Origin of the sequence: Thalassobacillus sp. CUG 92003, from assembly GCF_013618635.1 — a bacterium.
Lineage (GTDB): Bacteria > Bacillota > Bacilli > Bacillales > Halobacillaceae > CUG-92003.
In genome coordinates this window covers 88,564-108,968 of record NZ_JABLSJ010000004.1, presented here as the reverse complement: position 1 = coordinate 108,968, position 20,405 = coordinate 88,564, and the positions used below count along the sequence as shown (strand labels likewise).

Annotated in this window: 25 protein-coding genes; 2 read left to right on the top strand and 23 right to left on the bottom strand. The window is 44.6% G+C overall.

The annotated features are described in order from the left end of the window. Positions 1 to 90: 90 nt before the first annotated feature. On the bottom strand, positions 91 to 1,056 hold the full coding sequence (locus HOP45_RS07395; protein ID WP_181348428.1) for a P1 family peptidase: 966 nt from the start codon (positions 1,054 to 1,056) through the stop codon (positions 91 to 93). A 101-nt stretch (positions 1,057 to 1,157) separates the two neighbouring features. Between HOP45_RS07395 and HOP45_RS07390 the strand changes: the two genes are divergently transcribed. Further along, entirely contained in the window at positions 1,158 to 1,433 is a 276-nt protein-coding gene (locus HOP45_RS07390; RefSeq protein WP_181348425.1) for an acylphosphatase, read from the top strand. A gap of 83 nt (positions 1,434 to 1,516) precedes the next feature. On the opposite strand, the gene HOP45_RS07385 is transcribed toward HOP45_RS07390, so the two are convergent. From HOP45_RS07385 to HOP45_RS07370, 4 genes are all read right to left on the bottom strand, one after another. Then, on the bottom strand, positions 1,517 to 2,260 hold the full coding sequence (locus HOP45_RS07385) for an SDR family oxidoreductase (protein ID WP_181348422.1): 744 nt from the start codon (positions 2,258 to 2,260) through the stop codon (positions 1,517 to 1,519). A gap of 108 nt (positions 2,261 to 2,368) precedes the next feature. Further along, complete coding sequence (locus tag HOP45_RS07380; protein WP_181348419.1) at positions 2,369 to 2,605, bottom strand: ferredoxin family protein; 237 nt, start codon at positions 2,603 to 2,605, stop codon at positions 2,369 to 2,371. Positions 2,606 to 2,800: 195 nt separating this feature from the next. After that, entirely contained in the window at positions 2,801 to 3,352 is a 552-nt protein-coding gene (locus HOP45_RS07375) for a histidine phosphatase family protein (RefSeq protein WP_181348416.1), read from the bottom strand. Between the two features lie 81 nt (positions 3,353 to 3,433). Further along, on the bottom strand, positions 3,434 to 5,032 hold the full coding sequence (locus tag HOP45_RS07370) for an amidohydrolase (RefSeq protein WP_181348413.1): 1,599 nt from the start codon (positions 5,030 to 5,032) through the stop codon (positions 3,434 to 3,436). A gap of 202 nt (positions 5,033 to 5,234) precedes the next feature. On the opposite strand from HOP45_RS07370, the gene HOP45_RS07365 reads away from it, so the two are divergent. Next, entirely contained in the window at positions 5,235 to 5,609 is a 375-nt protein-coding gene (locus tag HOP45_RS07365; protein ID WP_181348411.1) for a cytochrome-c oxidase, read from the top strand. A gap of 105 nt (positions 5,610 to 5,714) precedes the next feature. Here the strand turns inward: HOP45_RS07365 and HOP45_RS07360 are convergent, their stop codons facing one another. From HOP45_RS07360 to HOP45_RS07275, 18 genes are all read right to left on the bottom strand, one after another. Then, on the bottom strand, positions 5,715 to 5,921 hold the full coding sequence (locus tag HOP45_RS07360) for a DUF6501 family protein (protein ID WP_181348408.1): 207 nt from the start codon (positions 5,919 to 5,921) through the stop codon (positions 5,715 to 5,717). 56 nt (positions 5,922 to 5,977) lie between these two features. Further along, a complete protein-coding gene (locus HOP45_RS07355; protein WP_181348887.1) occupies positions 5,978 to 6,583 on the bottom strand; it encodes an alpha/beta hydrolase in 606 nt (201 codons plus the stop codon). A gap of 105 nt (positions 6,584 to 6,688) precedes the next feature. After that, complete coding sequence (locus tag HOP45_RS07350; protein WP_181348405.1) at positions 6,689 to 7,744, bottom strand: AbrB family transcriptional regulator; 1,056 nt, start codon at positions 7,742 to 7,744, stop codon at positions 6,689 to 6,691. 79 nt (positions 7,745 to 7,823) lie between these two features. Beyond that, complete coding sequence (gene msrB / locus HOP45_RS07345) at positions 7,824 to 8,786, bottom strand: peptide-methionine (R)-S-oxide reductase MsrB (protein ID WP_181348404.1); 963 nt, start codon at positions 8,784 to 8,786, stop codon at positions 7,824 to 7,826. 102 nt (positions 8,787 to 8,888) lie between these two features. Continuing rightward, complete coding sequence (gene vrrA, locus HOP45_RS07340; RefSeq protein ID WP_181348401.1) at positions 8,889 to 9,386, bottom strand: VrrA/YqfQ family protein; 498 nt, start codon at positions 9,384 to 9,386, stop codon at positions 8,889 to 8,891. Between the two features lie 71 nt (positions 9,387 to 9,457). Beyond that, entirely contained in the window at positions 9,458 to 10,141 is a 684-nt protein-coding gene (locus HOP45_RS07335; RefSeq protein ID WP_181348400.1) for a uracil-DNA glycosylase, read from the bottom strand. Positions 10,142 to 10,263: 122 nt separating this feature from the next. Continuing rightward, on the bottom strand, positions 10,264 to 10,512 hold the full coding sequence (locus HOP45_RS07330; RefSeq protein ID WP_181348397.1) for a DUF2584 family protein: 249 nt from the start codon (positions 10,510 to 10,512) through the stop codon (positions 10,264 to 10,266). 34 nt (positions 10,513 to 10,546) lie between these two features. Then, positions 10,547 to 13,660, bottom strand: a complete 3,114-nt coding sequence (locus HOP45_RS07325) for an AAA family ATPase (RefSeq protein WP_181348394.1) — start codon at positions 13,658 to 13,660, stop codon at positions 10,547 to 10,549. 2 nt (positions 13,661 to 13,662) lie between these two features. After that, a complete protein-coding gene (locus HOP45_RS07320; protein WP_181348392.1) occupies positions 13,663 to 14,817 on the bottom strand; it encodes an exonuclease SbcCD subunit D in 1,155 nt (384 codons plus the stop codon). Positions 14,818 to 15,021: 204 nt separating this feature from the next. Continuing rightward, entirely contained in the window at positions 15,022 to 15,246 is a 225-nt protein-coding gene (locus HOP45_RS07315; protein WP_181348390.1) for a YozE family protein, read from the bottom strand. 52 nt (positions 15,247 to 15,298) lie between these two features. Continuing rightward, a complete protein-coding gene (tatC, locus tag HOP45_RS07310; RefSeq protein ID WP_181348388.1) occupies positions 15,299 to 16,063 on the bottom strand; it encodes a twin-arginine translocase subunit TatC in 765 nt (254 codons plus the stop codon). A 92-nt stretch (positions 16,064 to 16,155) separates the two neighbouring features. Then, complete coding sequence (locus HOP45_RS07305) at positions 16,156 to 16,350, bottom strand: twin-arginine translocase TatA/TatE family subunit (RefSeq protein WP_181348385.1); 195 nt, start codon at positions 16,348 to 16,350, stop codon at positions 16,156 to 16,158. Between the two features lie 25 nt (positions 16,351 to 16,375). Next, positions 16,376 to 16,588: a twin-arginine translocase TatA/TatE family subunit gene (locus HOP45_RS07300; RefSeq protein ID WP_181348382.1), complete on the bottom strand. Its 213-nt coding sequence runs from the start codon at positions 16,586 to 16,588 to the stop codon at positions 16,376 to 16,378. 125 nt (positions 16,589 to 16,713) lie between these two features. Continuing rightward, positions 16,714 to 17,322 (bottom strand): molybdenum cofactor guanylyltransferase, encoded by a 609-nt coding sequence (gene mobA / locus HOP45_RS07295; protein ID WP_181348379.1) that lies wholly within the window; start codon positions 17,320 to 17,322, stop codon positions 16,714 to 16,716. Beyond that, positions 17,319 to 17,807: a dihydrofolate reductase gene (locus HOP45_RS07290; protein ID WP_181348378.1), complete on the bottom strand. Its 489-nt coding sequence runs from the start codon at positions 17,805 to 17,807 to the stop codon at positions 17,319 to 17,321. The genes mobA and HOP45_RS07290 overlap by 4 nt, the downstream gene beginning before the upstream one ends. 19 nt (positions 17,808 to 17,826) lie before the next feature. Further along, positions 17,827 to 18,786, bottom strand: a complete 960-nt coding sequence (locus HOP45_RS07285) for a thymidylate synthase (protein ID WP_181348375.1) — start codon at positions 18,784 to 18,786, stop codon at positions 17,827 to 17,829. Between the two features lie 90 nt (positions 18,787 to 18,876). Beyond that, positions 18,877 to 19,485, bottom strand: a complete 609-nt coding sequence (locus HOP45_RS07280) for an HD domain-containing protein (protein ID WP_181348373.1) — start codon at positions 19,483 to 19,485, stop codon at positions 18,877 to 18,879. A gap of 9 nt (positions 19,486 to 19,494) precedes the next feature. Beyond that, entirely contained in the window at positions 19,495 to 20,349 is an 855-nt protein-coding gene (locus HOP45_RS07275; RefSeq protein ID WP_181348370.1) for a DUF72 domain-containing protein, read from the bottom strand. Positions 20,350 to 20,405: the final 56 nt, after the last annotated feature.

Genomic DNA, 20,405 nt, shown 5'->3' with positions numbered 1-20,405 from the left:
CGAATGTGAGACAACTGTGGCGGCCGAAGTGTTACTAAATAGGGTTACAAATAAATCTAAGTTGCGTACAGGATTACGAGACATATATGGTTAACTGCCATTGTTCGATTTCAAACCTGGAAGACCGTATGCTGTGGCGGATTGTTGTACTGCCCGTAGTACGGCATGCTCCACTACCTTTGCCGACAATAGATCAAGAAGCACCGGGTCAGCCTCGACCTTAGGGCTATTCATGGCAAAGAGCGCATCGCCATCAAGCATCGTGTGGGCGGGACGCATAGTCCGCGCTAACCCGTCATGTCCTGATACGGCCATCCGGTGAGCTTGTGACTTGGTGACATCAGCATTCGACATGATACAGCCAATGGTCGTATTTTCCCGTCCCTGCTCAGTCGGAAAGCCATGACGAAGCAAACACGCCTCCGTATCTAAATAATGCTGATTGTCCTGATCATAAGCTCCTGCGATGATGTTACCGTTTTGAAAATCGATGATATCCCCCAAACTATTTACGCAGACAATAGCACCTATTTTCAGATTGCCGACTTGAAGTGCATATACACCCACGCCTGATTTCATAGCATATTCATGACCAAATGCTTTGCCCACAGTCGCTCCTGTTCCCGCTCCGATATTTCCTTCTCTCGTAGCCTGGAGATTTTGAGCTATACATGCTTGATATCCCATATTGTGGTCTGGTCTCACATCAGACTGACCGATGGCTAAATCAAAAAGAATGGCACCTGGTACGATTGGCACCGTCACACCCTGCGCTTCAAATCCGATGCCATTCTCCTCTAGATAACGCATGACACCCCCTGCTGCATCCAATCCAAAAGCACTGCCTCCAGCCAATAAGACCGCATGGACACGCTCCACCATATTGTCTGAACGTAACAGATCTGTTTCCCTCGTTCCAGGGGCCCCTCCTTTTACCGACACACTGGCTACTGCGCCTTCAGCACATATGACGACACTACATCCTGTAGCAGCGCGTTCATTACTGGCATGACCTACGTTAAAGTCATGCAGTTCATTTAAGGTTATGTGTTGCATACACTTACTCCTTTCTGTATAAAAACGGGCTTTTATGTTTTTCCCATAGGGTTTTAGGCAATGGTCACTATGAGAGATAACTGATAAAGAGGTGATCACTAGTGATGCATGCCCATTTAATTGTCCAAGGACGTGTTCAAGGGGTCGGATTTCGCGCGACCGCCCAGCAGATTGCAGGTAAGTATAACATTACAGGGTGGGTACGTAATCAATCAGATGGCTCAGTCGAGATAGAAGCTGAAGGCAGTGATAAAAATCTCGAATCGTTTATTCAGGCCATGAAAAAAGGACCGAGCACATTTGCGAAAGTAGAGAATGTCAAAGTAGAAAAGAGCGAGCAAGAACAAGGCTTTCAATCATTTGAAGTAAAATATTAGAAACAGTAAGAATTAAAAAGTCTGTGCCCTGAATCAAGAGATCATCAGCGGCACAGACTTTGTTATTGCATCCATTATTCCATTTACGATTTCTTTTGCATGGGACGGACAATCACTTCATTAACGTTTACATAGTAAGGTTGTGTCACGGCATAAGTGACCGCTCTTGCGATATCTTCAGCATTTAATGGCGTCATATCACGTTCCTTGAACATATCCAATACATCGCCATCCGTAATATGATCTGTCAATTCCGTACTGACAGCACCTGGAGACACATTGGTAACTCTCACACCTGTTCGGGAAAGCTCCTTCTCCATTCCCATTGATAAAGCTTTAACGGCATACTTCGTAGCAGAGTACACAGTGCTGGATGGGAAGACTTCATGCCCCGCTACCGAGGATACGTTGATAATATGGCCGCTTTCTTGTTCCAGCATGGAAGGAAGTGAAGCATGGACACCGTATAGAACACCCTTGATATTGACATCGACCATTTGCTCCCATTCATCGACATGATTGTTTTTCAAAAAGGAAAGCAACATGACGCCAGCATTGTTCACGAAAATGTCAATGCTGCCAAACGTTTCCTTTGTGTCATTGGCTAACCGTTCGACATCTTCTTTTTTTGTGACATCCGTTTCCACAACTTTTGATTGAACGCCATATTCGGACTCAATCGAATCGGCAAGCTCCTGTAAGCGATCGGAGCGCCGGGCAGCAAGCACCACATTGGAGCCTTCATTTGCCAAATGTTTCGCAATCGATTCGCCGATACCACTGCTTGCCCCCGTTATGATGGATGTTGTATGTGCTAATTTCGTCATATTTGTCCTCCTTTATTAACTCGTCCTCTTGGGGCTTTACCCGAAAATGAGCGATCGTATGCAAAAAACTGCGCAATCATTAGAATGATTGCGCAGTTTTATAATAGGCTATTCTTCGAAGAATTTTCGGTTGATATCAATGTATTTTTCTTCTTCCTCAGGCACTTCATCTTCAATATAGATCGCTTCCACAGGGCAAACTGCTTCACAAGCACCGCAATCAATGCAGATGGATGGATCTATATAGAACATATCTTTTCCTTCATGAATACAATCGACCGGACAAACGTCTACGCATTCGGCCGCTTTTTCGTCTTTACAAGGTGATGTAATTACGAAAGCCAATTAAATCTCCTCCTTTTTATAATTAGCGTGTTCATCCGTTACATGGACACGCCTTTCTATTTATCCTTATTATATAGGATAAATCGCAATTCCTTCTTAAAGCAAATATTTTTAAGATAAAGTTTACCTTGTGACCGCCAATTAGAAAAACACGTTTCTTCCATTTTGGCATTTATGCTTTTAGCAACTTTTCATTTAATCTTCCCAAATTCTTTCTGCTATATAGTCGCCGCCTTGCTTTTGCACAAGATAAGCATCGGGATTAGAAATCTGTTTCCATTCTTTAAAACCTATCTCAACATTGAAGAGTTGCAGCATCAACGCCAATAGATTACCGTGCGTGACGAGGAGAGTAGTGTCGTGGTCTGCATCATTTTCAAGTTCTTGCAACAGGCTGGCAACGCGTTGTTTAGCCTCATTCGAGGACTCCCCACCACATATTTTAAATTCAGGATCCAAGAAAGAATCTTCCAAAGTTTCCTCCCAATCATCAAGAGGTTCCCTGCTTAAGATCCGCTCCTCAAGACGTGCATCGGGCTCAATTTCGATCCCTTTATTTTCAGCATACGGTTTGATGGTTTCCGTCGCCCTAAGAAAAGGACTCGAAATGATGCGATCGATCTTATAGCTCGAATGGTCCAAAAATGTTGCAAGCGCCTGAGATTGTCGGACTCCTGATTTAGATAAAGGGGAATCTTCGTGTTGCCCTTCTGCAGCACTATGCCTGACTAATATTAATTTATCCATCTCATCGACCTCTCCTCTTTCTATCGGCTTATTCCTATTATCGACCATAATCGGAGTGATGACAAGGCTAGGAAAGAATTTTCACACTGAATAGGTCAATGAACCGCGATGATAGGTAGCTAATACGCGGACATCTTTCAGTTCATCCGGATCGACAAGCTGGGGATGTCGATCCATTAGAACAAAATCAGCTTGATAACCGGGAGCAAGTTTTCCCTTTGAACGCTCTCTGAACTCCAATTCAGCCGGTGTGGTAAAAAATCCACGAAAGGCCTCATCGATAGAAATCTTTTCCTGAGGCATCCACCCTTGCTCAGGCTGGTGGGATAGATCGGTTCGGTTGACAGCGACAAATACCGTCTCCAGCGGGTTAAGGGATCCGATGGGTAAATCGGAACTCATCGTAACCGGGATGTGCTCGCTTAACAAACTGTTAAAGGGATCACAATACGGAAGCAAAGACGTTGGCGTCCAATTTGCTTTCTTATGCCATTCCCCGATCAAAAATGAAGGCTGTGTTTCAATATAAGGCTTGAGCCGAGCCATGCGCTGAATTAAATCAGGAGCGAGTGTCTGGGCATGAATGATCCGATGCCTTAACCCATAGGTGTTTGCTTCCATCTGTTCCAACGCACTAATCGCTTGTTCCACTGCCCGATCCCCGATAGCATGCATCGCTACTTGCATGTTATGGGCAGAGGCTGTCCGCACCATTCTTTTGACTTCATCTGTTGAATAAATTAAAGTCCCTTCCATCTCTGGCTTTTCTGGATAGGGATTTCGCATTGCCGCCGTATGAAGGCGTTGTGTCCCATCTAAAAATAGTTTGATTGCCCCTACTTTAACTTGATTGGTTCCTTCTCCTGTCTGCCTGTCGGTGTGCGTCAGGAATGCCTCCAAATCATGCTGATCAAATACATAATGGTGGAGACAAACATCGATAGGAAGCGCACCTTCCGACTCGAGCTCGGTATAAGCGCTCCATAATTTTTCGTAGGACCCGATAAAGTTCAAATCATCCGTATGCACAGAAGTAATGCCGTGAGCGCTCAGGTCCGGCAAGGCTGCCCGCAACGCTTCTTTCGCATCTGCGACAGATCGCCCCCAGAAATGATGTTTAATATAATGAACGGCAGTATCTTTAAAGCGGCCATTCCATTCTCCTTTTTCATTTTTCTCCTTAAACACCTCGGGTTCCCGTTCAAATGCCTTTTCATTTTTTAAAAGATCGACTGCTTTGGAACTGATTACACATTCATGACCATCCTGATGCATGAAGTACATGTATTTATCAACATTGATTTCAGCAAGATATTCTTTTGTCAAAAGGTGGTCGATATCCTGGAAATTATCATCATTGAAGCCTTTACCAAACACCCAGTCATACTCTTCCAAGCGCTCATAATAGGTCTCTATGGCATTTTTCATCTCCTGCCAGCTGGAAACGTCAGTTAAATCAAGTTCTTTCTGCAGCAGACCGTAACGCAATAAATGCATATGACTGTCGTTAAAGGCCGGAGCCATCACCGCCCCTCCCCCGTCCACGACATCCTTAATTACGCCCTGATACCTTCCCCGGTTGATGGCTTGAATATGGCCATCCTTAATCTCTACATGATAGCGAGAATGGGGGTGATCATTGTTAAATGGTCGATATAACGTGATATTATCCACTATCATTACTTTTGCTCCTCTCGCATGCATGGGGCGTTTAAATAGTCATCATGATGCTATGTCACACGTAGAATACTGCCCTATACATTTTAAAGTCTGTTATGCTCTACCCCTTCTCTGAGACGAGCTAAACATCTCGCCTATAGGTAAATGAATGACATAAATTGGCCACAAACTGTGTACCTTTCAATTAGAAAGGAGGATGGAGATGGGAATTCGTTTGATTCAAATCTCAGCGGTTTATTTTCTGATCGGAGTCGTGTTGGTTTACATCCTGTCAATGGTTCATGATTATACGTTAACCCCTGTGCATGTCCACATTAATCTCATGGGATGGATTTCCTTGACATTAACAGGCATCATCTATCACCTATTTCCTAAAGCTGCTGCTTCCCGGCTCGGTATTCTCCATTTTTGGTTTCACAACCTTGGCCTTCCCATCATGATGGGATCCCTAGCCTTGTTGATCCTTACGGAAAAAGCTGTCTTCAAAATCGGGCTCCCGATCGGGGCGACATTGTTATTGGTCGCTGTTATTTTCTTTGTCATCAACGTCTTTAAAAATGTCCAGCCTCAAAAATAGAAATAAAAAAACAGACCAAAACTAGTTCGGTCTGTTTCATGCGTAGGCGATTATCTGTAATGGTCCTACTTTAAATGAAGTATGTTAACTATAACTCATTTTGCCTTAGTTCATCTCATTAAAGTAGTCTTTATAAAAACCACCAATTCTGCCTGAATCATCGATGATAAAATAAAATTCGTCGGTTTCATTTTTTACATCATATGCCTTACCTGGTGTGAGGACGTTTTCAACTACAAATTTTTCGGCATCATTATGAACGCATTCTATTTGTTTCACAGTTTTGCTTGTCTCCCAGTGTTTATGCAACATCACTTATCACCTCATGAGTCAGATTAGTTCTATCATACCTTGAAGATGTTTCAGACTCAATGATTCAAATGATGGTGATAATACTTAGATGCCTGAACAACTTCTGCTTCGGTTAATTGATGGCCTTTGTTCTCCCAGTACAGTTCAACATGGGCGCCGGCCCCGACTAACAGTTCATGTAAATCTTTCGTTTCCTGCGGAGAACAGATGGGATCATTTTCTCCGGCACCAATAAAGATATGACGATCACTTAAGTCCGGCAGCTCGATGCCGCGTCTTGGCACCATCGGATGAAACAACAAGGCTCCTTTAAAACTATGTTCATAGTGAAAAAGCAGACTTCCAGCTATGTTGGCCCCATTCGAGTAACCTACAGCTATGACATTGCGGCGTTCAAAGCCATATTCAGCTGCCGCTTCTTGGAGAAATTCGTCCAGTTCTGCTGTACGATTTAAAAGATCTTCTTCATCAAATACCCCTTCATCCAAACGTCGAAAGAACCGTGGCATCCCGTTTTCTGATACATTTCCCCGCACTGAAAGAATAGAGGCTTCGCGATCAATCATTTCGGCTGCTGGTAACAGATCCTGCTCTGTTCCCCCTGTCCCATGCAATAGGAGTAGAACGTTATCGTTTTGACCTTGCTGAAAAATATGCTTCAACTTCATGTAATCCCTCCAACCTTAAGTTTCTATAACATTTCTTTTTTATTTATCTTGACTTCAAGATTAATCTTATAGAATTTTATCGCCTATGTCAAAATGTCGTCACGCCTGTTTCTTTTTTTCTATCCGTGGGAGTAGCCATTTCAAAAGCAGCGGAATCAAGAGCACAATCGTTAATAATCGAATCATTTGCAATGAGCTGACAACTGACGGGTCCCCTCCTGCATCCGTGGCTGTTAAAGCCATTTCCACCAATCCACCGGGGGCAAGACTGAGAATGGCCGTCGCCAATGACATGCCGGTCCAACTTGTCAGCAAGAAGCCAAATCCAAATGCGAGGGCAATGAGGAAGATCGATAAGGATAAATAATAGAGACAGTATTTCCCCGCTTTAATCAAGTCTCGAACCGAAATCGAATTTCCAAGATGAACACCCAAAAACACTTGAGCTAGTATGAAAACCGGAGAAGGCAGCTGGAACATAGGAACACCGAACGTTTTCATAACACCGACGGTAAGCATCGGAACGATTACGAGAGACGCAGGGATCTTTTCTTGAAGTTTATACCCTAATAAAAACGTAATCAGATAGATTATGAGCGTCGGCCAGTACCCTTGCGCTGTGGATTGAGTAATGTGTTCACCCCCGCTTGCCGCCTCTGTGAAAAAATGCGTGGCTGAAAATGGAACAATAAATAAAACAGCGACGAGCCGGATGGTATGTAGAATCGTGACCAGCACAGTATTCCCGCGCATGGAGTCGCTGACCGCCATCATCGCTGATAACCCACCAGGTACGCTGCCGATCATACTCGTTTTCGTATCGATTTCAATATAATGAGATAAAACGTAGGCGTTACCTAAACTGACCCCGATTAATACGAGAGATAAAATACTGTAGGGTACCACGTAAGGTGCGACGAGTGAAAAAGTATCAGCCTGGAATGTATTACCAATTTGGATACCCAACAATGAAAAACCGAGGTTCCTCAGCTTTAATGATGAAGACGTTCCCCCGGGAAAAATGAGCTTGTACACGATGAGAATAGTAACAGGACCTAAAATCCAAGATAAGGGCAAGTTCAGCAGCCAAAATATAAGACCCCCCACAAAAGCGATGCCATATGATATGAATAAGGCAGGATTAAGCGATGGCATGGAATATTCCTTCCTTCACTAGCTGTTTTTCTTCACTACATAGTAAACCTCCTTGCCTGAAACGACAAGGAGGAATAGATTACGTTTGAAACAAATTCAAAAAACGGCCGTATCCTTTTTCTTCCATCTGGTCTTTCGGGATGAATGTCAGGGCGGCGGAATTGATACAATACCTTAATCCCCCCTGCTCTTTCGGGCCATCCTCAAACACGTGGCCGAGGTGAGAGGATGCATGATGACTGGTCACTTCTGTTCTTCTCATCCCGAGAGACGTATCCATGTCCTCTTCAATTACGTGTTGCTCAATTGGTTTAGTGAAGCTGGGCCACCCACACCCTGCGTCATACTTATCTGTCGAACTGAATAAAGGTTCGCCAGACACGACATCTACATAAATCCCCTCTTCTTCATGATCATGGTATTCATTTTGAAAAGGGGGTTCAGTAGCGCTTTTCTGGGTGACTTTATACTGCATATCCGTCAATTGATTGCGTAACTGCTGTTCATCGTCCTGGGGCGTCCAATGATCTTTGATGAACGCTTTTCGCCCAGAACCTTTTTTGTACAACTTATAATGAAAAGGGTGTTTTTTATAATAATCCTGATGCTTAGCTTCAGCTGGGTAGAACGTCTCGGCAGGTAGAATCGGCGTCACAATCGGCTGCTTAAATCTTCCTGACTGTTCTAGCTTGTGTTTGCTCAACTCAGCAAGCTGCTTCTGATCCTCATTATGATAAAATATGGCCGTTTTATACGATTCGCCTCTGTCAGCAAACTGACCGCCATCATCTGTCGGATCAATTTGCTGCCAAAACAGCTCTACCAATTTCTCATAAGGAAAAATGTCAGGATCATACGTAATTTGCACAGCTTCTAGATGTCCTGTGGTATTCGTTATAACGTCCTCATAGGTAGGATTCGGGGTATGGCCGCCTGTATATCCTGATACAATCTCATGAATACCAGGGCGCTCATCAAACGGTTCAACCATACACCAAAAACACCCCCCTGCGAACGTCGCTTTTTGTAATGTTTGTGTCATGCTAGAATTGACCTCCCATCTCACGGTGATTCATCACAATAGGTGACAGCCTATATTCTTCACCGTTTGACGAAAAAAATCAAGTCACATGCCTGAATGCAATTAATTGAAAAACAATTTCGGTTCAGACGTTCCTCTCCTCCGAGGCTCTTCCTGTATCGATGATGATTCCTCTTCTGACGATGCATGGTAGGATTTATTTTGGGTGTCGTTGCTTGATTCCGAACTCGATGCGTTATCCTCATCGTCTTCATCTGGTTCATTCATGATCTTCATCAAGTTGATCATAGCAGGTACGTTTTTCACGTAAGGTCCGTACTGCTCAATGTAAGGAGCGGCTGTTTTAGCCATTTTTACAATGTTCTCAATGTTACTCAGCCATCCGCCTCCTGTGTTAGCACCTGCATAAGGCGTGAAAGGCCCGCCGAAACCAGGACCAAATCCCCCCGCCCCTGGAAACGACTGGCCACCGGATTGGCCTCCGAATATACGACCGATCAAACCTGATAAACCTTGTTTGGGTCCTGCTTGCGCATATGGTCCAAAGCCATAGCCTTGAGCAGGGGGAAATTGGCGAAATTGATTGGGTGGTGGAAACATGACCTATCCCTCCGTACTAATGGATTTAGGATAGTCTATGCCCTTATTCATTAAACTGCATGGGCTTTTGCTCAAGTTGGTTCAAAGGGGAGCTGCCAATCAATCGGCGTCATGCCTGCTTTTTCAAGAAACGCATTCGCTTGTGAAAAAGGGCGGCTTCCAAAAAACCCTCGATGAGCAGATAACGGACTGGGATGAGGCGATTTCAGAACAAGGTGTCTCGTGCTATCAACAGCTGCCGCTTTTTTTTGGGCATGCCGCCCCCATAGCATAAATACAACGGGCAGCTGCCGCTCGTTCAATAAATGGATGACCTGGTCGGTAAAGTGTTCCCACCCCATCCCTTGATGGGAATGCGCTTGATGGGCTCGAACCGTCAGGACATTATTAAGAAGCAGAACCCCCTGCTCGGCCCAATGTCTCAAGAATCCATGCGCAGGCGGCGTCATCCCCACATCTGCTGCTAACTCTTTATAAATGTTTCTGAGCGATGGCGGGACGTCAACACCTGGTTTTACCGAAAAACTGAAGCCATGAGCCTGATCGATATTATGGTAAGGATCCTGGCCAATAATGACCACCTTGGTATCCGCAAAACGCGTCGTATGTAAGGCGTTAAAAATGTCATACATATCTGGATAAATCGTTTGTGATTGATACTCCTGTTTTAGAAAGTGCCGTAACGATTGGTAATAGGGTTTTTGAAATTCATCTTCAAGGAGGGGACCCCAATCATTGTGTAACACATTACGCATGCTTAGCCTCCATATGAAACATAATAAAAGCGCGCCGAGAAAAACACCCAGGAAATAGAGTGCCTGCTACTATTTCCCGGGCAAGCGCAAAAAACGACCTGCAAACACGGGGTAGAAGGGCATTAATTGACACTGTATAGCGAAACGAGTTGATATCTGCAAACCGTTTGATTATTTTTTAGCCACAATTCGACAATTTGCCCCGAACCGATTTGATCTGATTTAATGTGCCGTTTTATTTCGATCGTTTCTTCCATAGGGAATATTTTATATCCATCAAATACAATTTCAAAGATATTTTCTTCTGCATTGACCCGTTTTTCTTTTCCTTCTGTAATCAACTTCCATTCCATTGACAGTGGGGTAGACATAATGGTCGCTCCTCTCAATTATGATGGCGCTCCGTTAATCAAACATAAAATGCACACGTGATCCTTCAGGGCTCGGCGTAATTTGAAGCTTAGCTGGGATTTCCTCTTTTAACTGGGGAACATGCGAGATAATACCCAGCATGCGATGCCCCTCTTGCAATTCCTTCAAGCAGTCGATGGCCTGTTCGAGTGACCGTTCATCTAACGTGCCAAACCCTTCGTCTATGAACAGCGTATCAAGTTGTACACCTCCAGCGTGCGATTGGACGACATCGGCCATACCAAGTGCTAAACTTAGAGCGGCTTTAAATCCTTCTCCGCCGGATAATGTTTTGACAGAACGCTTTTGCCCGGTATGTTGATCCAACACCTCCAGATCCAATCCACTTTGAGCACCTCGTTTTGCTATTTGATCACTGCGCAGCAATTGGTAACGGTGATCAGTCATTTGATCGAGTCGCTGATTGGCCTGCATAAGAATCTCATCTAAAAACGAAGCCAGAACATAGCGTTCCAGGGAAAGCCGCAAATGGTTTTCACCTTTGGTAAGATCAGCCAGCTCTGCCACATCGTAATACTCATCAGCACGTGCAGCTTGTTCCTCCACCAACGTGTGAAGCTCTTCTGAAATGGCCTGATGATGTTTAAGATACAGATCGATTTCATTCAACTGTTGCTGTTTGTTGTCCCTATCCAATACAGCCTGATCAAGCGCTGCCTTCAATTCCTCCATGAAAGGTTCATCTTCTTCATGTAACAACTCATTCAGCTGATGTAACCGGCTGTTCAACGTATTCAACCGCTGCTGATACGCATGAAGATCTTTTACTAATTCCTCTCGTTTAGCTTTACTCAGCTTATGTTGGTGATAGGCAGCTTCTGTATGGAACTGCTCCGTATTTAAAGCGTTGTGAAATTGCGACTGTAAGTCATGCGCGGTTTGTTCTTCTTTTTGTAGATATTTATGCAGTTCAGTTATTTCAGTTTCCAGCTTTTTCACAGCATCCCGTTGCTTTTGGTGTTCCTGTTGGACCGTCTCCCATTGCTCTTCCATTTGTTTCAGTTTGGTCTGTGCTTGTTGGATACCCTGATTTAGCGATTCGGCATCAACATCATCATCGCTGAGCTCTTTCTTCGCCTCACCCATCAGAGTTTCATATTTCAATTTCTGCTGCTCATAGCCATGGAGTTCTGCATTGATCTGTTTCCACTTAGCGTGTTCCTCATCCAATTGTTGATCCAACTGCGTGATTCTCTCAGCTGCCTGTTGAATGTCAGAAAGCTCCGATTCTTTTTTAGCTTGCTCGTGCTGAGTATGATGGATTTGGTTTTGCAGCCACTCTCGTACTTGTTTAATGTTCTCCTCGGTCATATCCTCCAAAATATCGTGAACGTCCTCATAAGAACGATCTGTTCTCGCCTTTTGGGACTCTTTTTCAGATTTGATTTGATAATAACGTTCCTGCATGTCGTTCAATTCTCTTTCAGCTGTAAGGTAGCGTTCCTGTTCATGATGGACATCATCATCGCTCACCTCCGCTTCCCCGGGCTTGGCCACATCAGGATGATGCGTAGACCCACAGACGGGACATGGGCTGCCTTGTGCCAATTGACTGGCCAAGTGATAAGCGTGTTGACTTTTCAGCCTGGCTTCTGTTTGAACGTAAGCCTGCTTCTTGTCTTCCACTTCCTGTTTTTTATGTTTAAATGCCTGATCAATCGCACGAAAGTCCTGGTGCAAGGTAAGCAATTGCTGCATTTCGCCTTCGAGACGATTAACGTGCGCTGCTTGTTGTTCCATGTGTTGAACCGACGCACTTGCTTCGACATACGCACGATGAATGTCCCTTTCGTATTGAGCTTTTTCTTTCAGCTGGCTCCGCTCGTTTGCCGCCTTATCCATCCCGGTTTCGAGTTGCTTCAAATTCGCAGCTGCCGAATCGGTCCACTGGATGACCTCATGATGTTTTTGCCGCAACGTTTCCAACTCTTGAACCTTAGCCTGTTCCCGTTGTTTCTGCTTAATGGTTTCTTTCAATTGTTCACGTGCTGGAGCCTGAGCTTCGATTTGTTGATACTCTTCATCCAACTTGTGTAAGGCATGCTTGGCTTGGTCACGCCGCGGTCGTTTTTCATTTAGCTGTTTTTTCAGTTGCTCTGAATCTGCTCGCTTCGCTTCGAGCTGGTCCTCTATAGGCTGGATTTCCGCTGCGCGTTCAGCCCATTGGATCGTTGACTCAAGCTCTTGATAAGCTGTCTGTTTGCTCATAAGCTGGTCGTGTTCTTCTTTTAACGTGCGACGCTCAGTGAATAAATCTTGCAGTCTTTGGCCTTTATAATACATTTCCTGTTTCTGCTGGGATTTTTTCTTTAAGTTTTGCCATTCCTCTTGTAGACTCTCCCGCTTCAATGTGCCTCTTTCTATCTGGTAATCCAACATGCGGAGCATGGCAAGACGGTCAAGGTTGTCATCCGGCTCTTCTTCTGAGGCCCACTCCACTTTACTGAATTCTTGATCCATCAGCCACTCCAGCTTGGACAGAGACTCTTTCAACGATTTGGTATCTTCCTTCAATTGTTCTGTCATCTGTTCATAAAAATGGGTCCGAAAAATCCGCTGAAGAATCTCTTCCCGTTCTTTACTATTCTCAGAAATTAATCGCCTGAATTCCCCTTGGGGGATCATGATCATCTTTCTGAACTGTTCGTAGTCCAGAGCCAGCATCTCTTCAAGCATTTCATTAACTTCTTTGATTCGCGAGGCCATTAAGTGATGACTGCCATTTTGCTCAAGATAGAGTTCTGCACGGGCAGGTTCTTCTTTAAAACCTTCTCCGCGTTCCTTTTTACGACGTTGTTTCGGGAAACGCGTGACCTTATATGTTTTCCCTCTTAATTGAAACACGAAGGTGACTTCTGTCACTTCTGTCACTTTTGCAAAGTCACTGCGCAGTGTATCTTGATCACGATCACTGCCGCTAGCACGCCCGTATAATGCAAAAGCCATTGCATCAAACAAGGTTGTCTTTCCGGCTCCTGTGGGGCCTGTAATCAAAAAGATCGCCTCTTCGCCCAGCTGTTCAAAATTCACGACTTGATGATGACGATACGGTCCAAAAGCAGTCATTTCCAATCGAATAGCACGCACTTTTACTGCCCCCTCTCTTGCCGCTCGACTTTTTCAATGACCTGTTCCATCATCTGTTTACGTTTTTCTGAAAGCGGCTCTGCCATCATGTCTTCATAAAAAGAAGCAAAAACTTCCGTGTGGCTCATCCGTTGTTTCTCTTTTATTCGCTGTAGATCATAGAGCTGCTTATCTGAAGCTGACGATTTTCGCTCCAGCCTCAAAATATTGGGATAAACGTTCCGAAGTTTCGCCATCGGGTCCACAAGCTGCCCTTCATCTAATAAGCGTACATGCAAATAATTGTTTGGTTGCTCAGCCGCTTCTCCTTCAAGCAGATCAGCAAAATATCCTTCAACAATTTCCAGGTCGCGTTCAGGTTTAAGGGGAACGTGTGTCATCTCATGCAGCCCATGTTCATCAAGATCTATAATGGAGACGGACTTGTTGTGCGTCGCTTCCGAAAATGAATATTTTAATAGCGACCCACTGTATCGAATGTGGTCATACCATACTTTCTGAGGTTGGTGAAGATGCCCCATAGCCACATACGTAAAGTGTTTGAAAATCCGAGCATCGACATAAGAGCTTCCCCCGATCATGGAAAGTCTCTCTTCTGATTCGCTCTCCATTCCACCTGCTAAGAAAGCATGCCCCACCCATACATGCCGCTCATTCATATCAGAGTGGGCGTGGATGTACTCTACTAAACGTTCCATCGCTTGCTGGTGTGAACGAATGGTTTCATCTCCAAACATGCTGGCGACTTCAGCTGGTTCTATGTAAGGGATAAGATGAAAGTGAACCGGGCCGTATTGATCATGCAACGTAACCGGACGTAAGACACTCTCGACCTTCGTTTCTAAGTACAACCCCTGGGATTTAAACAACTGATTGCCGAACTCCAAACGATCAGGGCTGTCATGGTTGCCAGAGATAGCCAACACAGGTACATCCCTGTCTTTGATCAGACGGGTCAAAATGTGATTCAGTAACTCTACTGCTTCTTTCGGCGGGACAGAGCGGTCATATAAATCTCCGGCAACGACGACCGCGTCGGGTTCATATTCTTTTATGACATCCAACGCGTGGTCCAGAATTGCTTGTTGATCATGGGTCATATGAACCTGGTTCACAATTTTCCCTAAATGCCAGTCAGCTGTATGAAGGATTCGCATCTTCCACCCTGCTTTCTTCTCCGTATTGTCGTTATTCTCTCATACTATCATTTTACTCGAATTGCTTTTAACGCTTCAACTACAAAAGCGAATAGATCCTCAATTACAATAAAAAACGCTCCTTGGAATTTTTTCAAATCAGAAAAAGTTCAGGCTGCCGAAACATTCTCGACAGCCTGAACGCATAGGAGATGGCTTATAAGTTTATTCATCCAGTTCTTCGATTTCATATTGAGTCCATACGCGATCAAAAACGGCCAAAGCTTCTGGAAAGGGGATATTCCACTCCAGGTACCGACTGACTTCGTCATATGAAGTGGCTTGTTTCGGAAAACTGTGATCGCCGAACATCCAATCCGCCAGTTGTTTCTCCCCATCGTTTTGTTTATTTCCTCGATATCTCATCATGTAATGATAGAACGACCTCACATCAATGCCCCCCTTTGTCTTGTTCGTCCACTTTCTCTCTGGTCAACAACAGTTACTCATCTTCACTATCTTCTTCCATAAAAGCCTGGTGTTTTTTTAATTTCCTGCGATACACCATCCTGGAGAGAATAATACTCACTTCATATAAAACAATTAATGGCACGGCCACAACCAACTGAAGTACGAAGTCGGGGGGTGAAATCATTGTGCCGATAATGATCAAAACGAAATAAGCGTATTTTCTTACCTTGACGAGAAATGCTGGGTTTACGATGCCGAGACTCGTTAAAAACATCGTTATTATCGGAATTTCAAACAACACCGCAAAAGGCAATGTCACGCGGAAGAGGAATTTAAAATAACGATCCACGGTAAATATTTCGGTAGCCATCCCGTCGTTAAGGGAAAGCAGGAAAGGAAGAATCAATTTCACAAACACGATATATCCGAAAGCCAAACCGCCTAGGAACAATAAAAAGATGGCAGGAATATAGGAAAGCGACACTTTCCGTTCTTTAGACGTTAAGGCTGGTCTGACAAACATCCAGACTTGCAAACTTAAAACCGGTAACGTACCGATGATAGCGGCAAGGCTCGCAATGGTGAAGAAAATCCATATGATGTCACCTGGGCCGGTAAAATGCAGTTCGAAAGGCACGTCCATTTTAAACCATTCGAAAATATCCCGTACATATAAAAAACCTACAACGAAAAACGCGACAAATGCGACCAGTGTCCAGATAATCCGTTTCCTCAGTTCGGTCAGATGATCAGTCACATTCATTTCTGTATCGTTTCGTGTCTTCAGGTCATCCATTTGTCGTCACCTCCAACTCAAACAACTTTAACATGTGCATAAACATAAAGAAGATGTAAGGCTTTTCCCCCTTACACCTTCCAGATTCACCATTATGATTGATTGTGATCTTTTTTGCCAGTCTGATTGTCCTGATCATCCGACATGATATCTCCTGTAGCCTTCTTAAATTCTTTTAAAGAACTACCGAAAGCTTTGCCGATTTCCGGTAATTTAGATGGGCCAAAGACGACTAAGGCAATGACGAGAATCAATACTAATCCTGGAATGCCGATGTTGCTGAACATGATCGTCCCTCCTCGACAAGCGTCCTTACTTGTCCGAATTATTCTGTTGACTAGCGATATCCTTGACGTCATTCACTTCTTCCTTGACATCTCCAGTCAGATCTTGTGCAGATTGTTTAAACTCATGCAATGTTTGACCCGTTGCCTTACCGATTTCAGGAAGTTTTTTCGGGCCAAAAACAACGAGTGCGATGACGAGTATCAGGATTAAGCCAGGAATGCCGATACTTGAGAACATATAATTCACCAACCTTATTATGGATGCGATCCAATTCGATATAATAATCATGCTTCAATTTATTTAACGATAACGTCATATCCTTCGAAACGATTACATTTTACCATTAATTCTGTCATTTGTCTTTATTGACACAGAAATTTCACCATTTGGCAAGCCTGTCTGTAATCCTCAGGCGTATTCATATTAAAAAAATGAGCGTCCAGCTGTTGATCGGAAATGCCCGGAAACGCTTCGACAAAATGGACGTCCGTACGCTGCCATAATTGACGCAAACTGTAGTGGTGTTTTTCGATAGCGTCCTCTATATGAGAAAGCAAGCGGGTGCTGTAAAGGCCCGACATCGGGTGGTAACGATTATGATGAACCGGAATCACGATACTAGCCTCCAGCCTATTCAGTTCTTGCAAAAGGTGCTGATAGACTCCCTTTTCAATAAACGGCGTATCACAAGCGCTTAACGCCAGGACACCTTCGTCCATTCGGCTCAGAGCAGCATGCAGCCCTCCCATAGGGCCAATACCCGTATGTATATCCGAAATGACCGGATACGGCTGGCTGTTGAACGCTTCCCGCTCATCTGCCACGATTGTGATTTGGTCCGCCCATTCCGCCATGATGTTCGTGACACGGTCAATGACAGGACGCCCATTCAACTCCAGCCATGCTTTGTTCGTCCCCATACGTGACGACTGTCCTCCTGCTAACACAGCCCCTTGAACACACTGCTTCATACCCGGTCATATATCCTGAAATAATAATCATAGGGATTTTTATCGTTTTTGACGCCTTTTTCTTCAGACGTTAACGACCATGCGAAATGATCAAATTGCGGAAAATGCGTATCGCCGGAAAAGACCTCGTCAATAAATGTGATATACATTCTGTCGACTTCAGCCAATAATTGTTCAAACAACACACTGCCCCCGATGACCATCCACTCCGTTTCAGGCTCTGAGACGTTCCACTGGCGGATGGTATCGACAGAATGGATGATGTCACACCCTTCTGCGTGATACGTGGTGTCACTCGTCACGATCACATTCCGTCGATTCGGCAGCGGTTTTCCAAAGGACTCAAACGTTTTCCGCCCCATAATGATGGTGTGGTGGAGCGTTGTTTCTTTAAAAAATTTCAGATCATTTGGAATATGCCAGGGTAAATCATTATTGTTCCCGATTACCCGGTTCCGATCCATTGCAACTACAAATGAGATCACACTGAACACCTTTCCTTTCTTATACAGCGATAGGCGCTTTGATCGCAGGATGCGGATCGTAACCCTCTAGCGTAATATCTTCAACCGTAAAATCAAATATCGATCGCTTTGCTGTATTTAATCTGACTACCGGGAAGGAGCGCGGCGTCCTCCCCAACTGCTCATTCACTTGATCGAGATGATTTTTATAGATGTGAGCATCGCCTAACGTATGGATGAACTCACCTGGTTCCAAACCGCATTCATGGGCAATCAAATAGGTGAGCAACGCATAGCTCGCAATGTTGAATGGAACACCTAGAAAGATATCGCCGCTTCGCTGGTACAGTTGACAGGAGAGCTTACCTTCCGCTACATAAAACTGGAACAACGCATGGCAAGGCGGAAGCGCCATATTTGAAGGGACATCTTCAGGATTCCACGCGGTGACGATATGCCGCCTTGAATCAGGGTTTTCCTTAATTTGATCGATAACCTGCTGCAATTGATCGATGGTTTCATTCCGGGACGTCTTCCAGGCTCTCCACTGCCGTCCATAGACAGATCCTAAATCACCGAATTGCTCAGCAAATTGGTCATCTTGTAAGATTAACGTTTTAAACCGTTTCATTTCCTGCTGATAAACGTGGTCAAACGCTTCATCGCCCAGACGACGCCTTCCGAAATCCGTCATATCCGGCCCGTCGTACTGGTCACTTTCCACCCACGCTTTGAAAGCCCACTCATTCCAAATATTATTATGATGCTGAAGTAAAAACCGAATGTTTGTATCCCCGTTTATGAACCACAACAGTTCACTTACAATCAAGCGAAATGGTACTTTCTTTGTCGTTAAAAGAGGAAAACCATCCCCTAAATCAAATCGCATTTGATCACCAAACAATGAATAAGTCCCCGTGCCTGTACGGTCTTGTTTCTCAGTACCTTCTTCCAACACTTTCCGACATAAATTAAGGTAAGCTTGTTCACCTTTTGCCATTCTCATCACACACCTTACACAATTTCGACTTAACATACCTGCTCACATAAACATCTAAAACTCCTCCAACAAACGGGTAACCATTCATCCCTAATCAATCCGTCCCTCCCATTCTTCATGAAAATGTTCGAGAAAATCAATTAATACGTGGTGGCGTTTGTTGGCTTCTCGCTTGGCAGCAGCCGTATTCATGAGAGACGCTACCTTCACTAACTTATTATAAACGTGTTGAATAGAGGTCGCCCTTCCATCCTTTGTATCTGTGTGAATAAGTTGCCCGTGCGCCCCACCAAAAGCGAATGTACGTGCAATGCCGACTGCCCCTATAGCATCGAGACGGTCAGCATCCTGAACGATCTTACCTTCTAGTGTGGTCGGCACATTGCCTTTGCTGAACGAAACATCTTCTATGGCTTGAATGATTTGTTCAATGGTAAGTTTGGGAACTCCGATATCGGTCAAAAACCGGATCAGTTCTCGGGTTGCTGCCTGAGGGTCATCAGTCAGTTTACTATCCGCCACATCATGCAGCCACCCTGCCATTTCCGCGATCAGCTCATCTGCCCCCTCTTTCTCTGCGAGTTGAGAAGCGACGGCAGCCACACGTTTCATATGTTCGTAATCATGTCCCGTTGGATCGTCTGCTAACATTTGGGCCACATAATGTTTGATGGCCAGCATCCCTTCATTTGTCGCCATGCCTGCCTCCTATTCATTAAACAAGTCCATTTGACGCGGGTTAAGCTGCTCATACTCCACGCCAAGCAAATCGATCATCTGCTTGGCGTTTTCTGCTGCGTCCCACCCCGAGTTATTGTTGAACAATGCGGTAACATGCGGTGTCTGGCGCTCAAGTTCACGGATATGCGTCGCCCATTCCTGCAACTCTGCTTGATTGTATCGATAAAGAAACCGCACTTTCCGCCAGTCACTCCTGCCATTTTTATTCCAGCCATGAACATTGCGCCCATGAAAACGAATAAGTGTTTGTCTGGGGTGTGTGGGCTCGAGAACTGCCGGAACGGAGCCTTCTCCCGCCTGAGGTTCATCACAAATCGTATGAATCCATTGGTGTTCTTTCATAAAATCAAGGGTCTGACTGCGATATTCATGTGAATACCAGCTACGATTACGGAATTCCAACGCCAAAGGCAAGTCGGGCAGCCACTCCCGGATCAGACGTAATTTATGGATATTTTCTTTACTCACATTAAACCAAGGTGGAAATTGAAATAGCACTGCATTCAACTTGCCGGCCTCAATCACAGGCTCAATAGACTCGCGGTACGATGTCACAAGCTCTTTGGCCTCATGGATGGTCAGTTGGCTGCGATCATGTCCCGTCATCTGCTGATACGCTTTGATGACAAACGAAAAATTAGGCGGTGTCTGCTCGATCCATTTATAATAATGCTTCGTCGGTTGAATAGCGTAGAATGCCGTATCTACCTCCACAACAGGGAAATGAGAGCCATACACCGCTAGTTTATCGGTCGGCTTGGTTTTTTCAGGGTATAACGAAGGGTGATCTCCCCATCCTGTCACACCAATCTCTACCGTCATATTCATCAACCTTTTCTTTTCGATCGATTCCCCTTGATTGTAGCAAAAAGAACCTT